At 73.6% G+C, this 2,974-nt stretch carries 3 protein-coding genes; all 3 read left to right on the top strand.

Annotation, left to right across the window (positions count from 1 at the left end):
- Positions 1-197 precede the first annotated feature (197 nt).
- The 3 genes from ACWDS7_RS39435 to ACWDS7_RS39425 all read left to right on the top strand — a co-directional run bounded on the left by ACWDS7_RS39435 (position 198) and on the right by ACWDS7_RS39425 (position 2,971).
- Positions 198-779 carry a sugar O-acetyltransferase gene (locus ACWDS7_RS39435; RefSeq protein WP_451933424.1) on the top strand — a complete coding sequence of 194 codons (582 nt, stop codon included), beginning with the start codon at positions 198-200 and terminating at the stop codon, positions 777-779.
- A 155-nt stretch (positions 780-934) separates the two neighbouring features.
- Positions 935-1,501: a TetR/AcrR family transcriptional regulator gene (locus tag ACWDS7_RS39430; protein WP_451933423.1), complete on the top strand. Its 567-nt coding sequence runs from the start codon at positions 935-937 to the stop codon at positions 1,499-1,501.
- Positions 1,502-1,696: 195 nt separating this feature from the next.
- On the top strand, positions 1,697-2,971 hold the full coding sequence (locus ACWDS7_RS39425; RefSeq protein WP_451933422.1) for an MFS transporter: 1,275 nt from the start codon (positions 1,697-1,699) through the stop codon (positions 2,969-2,971).
- Positions 2,972-2,974: the final 3 nt, after the last annotated feature.

Genomic DNA, 2,974 nt, shown 5'->3' with positions numbered 1-2,974 from the left:
CGGGGAGCGGCCGGGGGAGAGCGGGGAGCGGCCGGGGGAGAGCGGGGAGCGGCCGGGGGAGAGCGGGGAGCGGCCGGGGGAGAGCGGGGAGCGGCAGAGGGCCGGGGCCGGGGCGGGTGAGGGTCTCACGGAGGGCCGGACGCGTCGTCGCGGAGGGAGGTGACCTCTCCATCCCGGCGTTAGGTACGCTCGTACATATGACTGACCACGTCGCTGACATCGACCGGCGCTCACAGCGTGAGCGGATGCTCGCCGGTGACCTCTACATCGCCGCCGACCCCGAGCTGGCGGAGGAGGGTCTGCGGGCGGCCAGGCTGACCGAGCGGTACAACGCCACCTCGGCCGACGAGCCGCAGGAGCGCCGCCGCATCCTGGAGGAGCTGCTGGGCGACATCGGGGAAGAGGTCGAGATCAGGCCCCCGCTGTACTGCGACTACGGTTACCAGACCCGGATCGGGGCCCGCTCGTTCGTCAACTTCGGGCTGACGGCCGTCGACGTCGGCCGGATCACCATAGGCGAGGACGTGCTGATCGGCCCGAACGTGCAACTGCTGACCGCGACCCATCCCGTCGAACCCGGGCCTCGGCGCGCCAAGTTCGAGGCCGCCGAGCCGATCACGATCGCCGACAACGTCTGGCTCGGCGGCGGAGTGATCGTCTGTCCGGGGGTGAGCATCGGGGAGAACACGGTCGTGGGCGCCGGAGCCGTCGTCGTCAGGGACCTCCCGGCGAACGTGGTGGCGGTGGGCAACCCCGCCCGGACAGTGCGCCACCTGTGAGCCGGGAGGCGACCGCGAGCGAGGGCGGTCAGGCGGCGGTTCCGGGCGCGCCTGCGGCGGCTTCGGGCGGTCAGGCGGCGGCTCCGGGCGGGTCGGCGGTTCCGAACGGGCCTGCGGTGGCTTCGGGCGGGCCTGCGGCGGTTCCAGACGGGCCTGTGGCGGCGGCCTCCGCGCGGCGCCCGCGCCGTCACGACCCGGACCGGCGTGACCGCATCATCGACGTCACCATCGAGGTGATCGCCGAGCACGGGCTCGCCGGGACCAGCCACCGCACCGTGGCGGAGGCGGCCGACGTCCCCCTGGGCTCGATGACCTACCACTTCACGGGCCTGGACGAGCTCGTCGAGCTGGCCTTCTCCCGATACGCGGGCGCCCTCGCCGACCGTTTCGACGCCCGCCTGGCCGCGACCTCGGCGGACGGTGACCTCGTCGCGACCGTCACCGACGTGATCATGGTCGACTTCCTGCAGGCCCGCCGTGACCTGGTGCTCGCCTACGAGCTCTACCTCGCCGCCGCGCGTGACCCGGCCCTGCGGGAGGTGACACGGACCTGGATGAGCCGGAGCAGGCGCGCCCTGGAGCGGCTCACCGACCCGGCGACCGCCCGGGTCCTCGACGCCCTGCTGGAGGGACTCGTGCTGCACAACTTCCTCGCGGAGGACCCCATGACGCGTGAGGAGGTCCACCAGGCGGTCGCCCGCGTCGTCGGCCCCGCCGGGTAGACCGGGCGCGGCCCGCCGGACCGGAGAACCGCCCCCACGATGACGGGCGGGGCCGCGGGCGCGCCGCGGGAGCGGGAACCGTATCCTCCATGCCTGCCGTACGCCATGGCAGACGGCGGCTGTCCCGCCGGCGCGCGCCGACCGGTATCCCCCAGGAAGACCGGTATCCCCCCAGGAAGAGATGCGCCTCCCCCGATGACGACCTTCGACCACACCCGCCGCGCCTGCTACACCGGATACGTCACCCAGGCCATCGTGAACAACCTGGCCCCGTTGCTGTTCATCGTCTTCCAGGACCGCTACCGGCTCCCGATGGAGATGCTCGGACGGCTGGTGCTGCTGAACTTCGCCACCCAGTTGATCACCGACATCGTGGCGGTGAAGTTCGTGGACCGGATCGGCTACCGCGTCCCGCTGGTGCTGGCCCACGTCCTGTCGGTGCTGGGACTGGTGCTGCTCGCGGTAGCCCCGGCCGTCTCACCCTCGCCCTACCTGGGGCTGTGTGCCGCGATCATCGTCTATGCCGTCGGCGGGGGCCTGCTGGAGGTGCTCGTCAGCCCCGTCGTCGACGCGCTGCCCAGCCCGCAGGAGGGCAAGGCCGCGGCGATGAGCCTGCTGCACTCCTTCTACTGCTGGGGCCAGGTCGCCGTGGTGGCGGGCACCACGCTGCTGCTGGCGTGGATCGGCCAGGACGCCTGGCAGGTCCTCCCGCTGGCCTGGGCGATCGTCCCCCTGGTCAACCTGGTGGCCTTCCTGAAGGTGCCGCTGCCCGCCACCGTGCCCGACGAGCACCGCACCTCCCTGCGGAAGCTCTTCGGCGCCCCCGCCTTCGCCGTCGCCGTCGTGCTGATGCTCTGCGCCGGGGCGGCCGAGCTGACCATGTCGCAGTGGTCGTCCCTCTTCGCCGAGGAGGGGCTCGGCGTCTCCAAGGTCTGGGGCGACCTGGCGGGCCCGTGTCTGTTCGCGGTCCTGATGGGCGTCGGCCGCATCGTCTACGGCCTGTGGGGGGAGCGGATCCCGCTGGTGCCCGCCATGGCGGCCTGCGGCACGCTGGCCACGGTGTGCTACCTCGCCACCTGCCTGTCGGCCGACCCGGTGGTCAGTCTCGTCGGCTGCGCGGTGTGCGGGCTGGCCGTCAGCCTCCTGTGGCCCGGCACCTTCAGCCTCGCCGCCGCCCGGTTCCCCTTCGGCGGCGCGGCCATGTTCGGGGTGCTGGCCGTCTTCGGCGACGCCGGCGGCGCGGTCGGGCCCTGGGTCGCGGGAGCCGTCGCGGACGCCTCCACCGCGGCCGGGGGACTGCTCAGCGGCCTGCCCGCCGTACTGCCCGACGACGGCGGCTCCGGGCTGCGGGCCGGCATCCTCCTCGCCACCGCGTTCCCGCTCGTCATCGTCGCCGTCACCCTCCTGTACGGCGCGGGCGCCCGGCGCGCGGCGGCCTCCCGCGAGGCCGGCGAGCCGGTCGGCGGGTGAGTC

The sequence above is a fragment of the Streptosporangium sp. NPDC003464 genome, from assembly GCF_053588315.1.
Note: the sequence above shows the minus strand (reverse complement) of the source record. Positions and strands in the feature narration are given on the sequence as shown.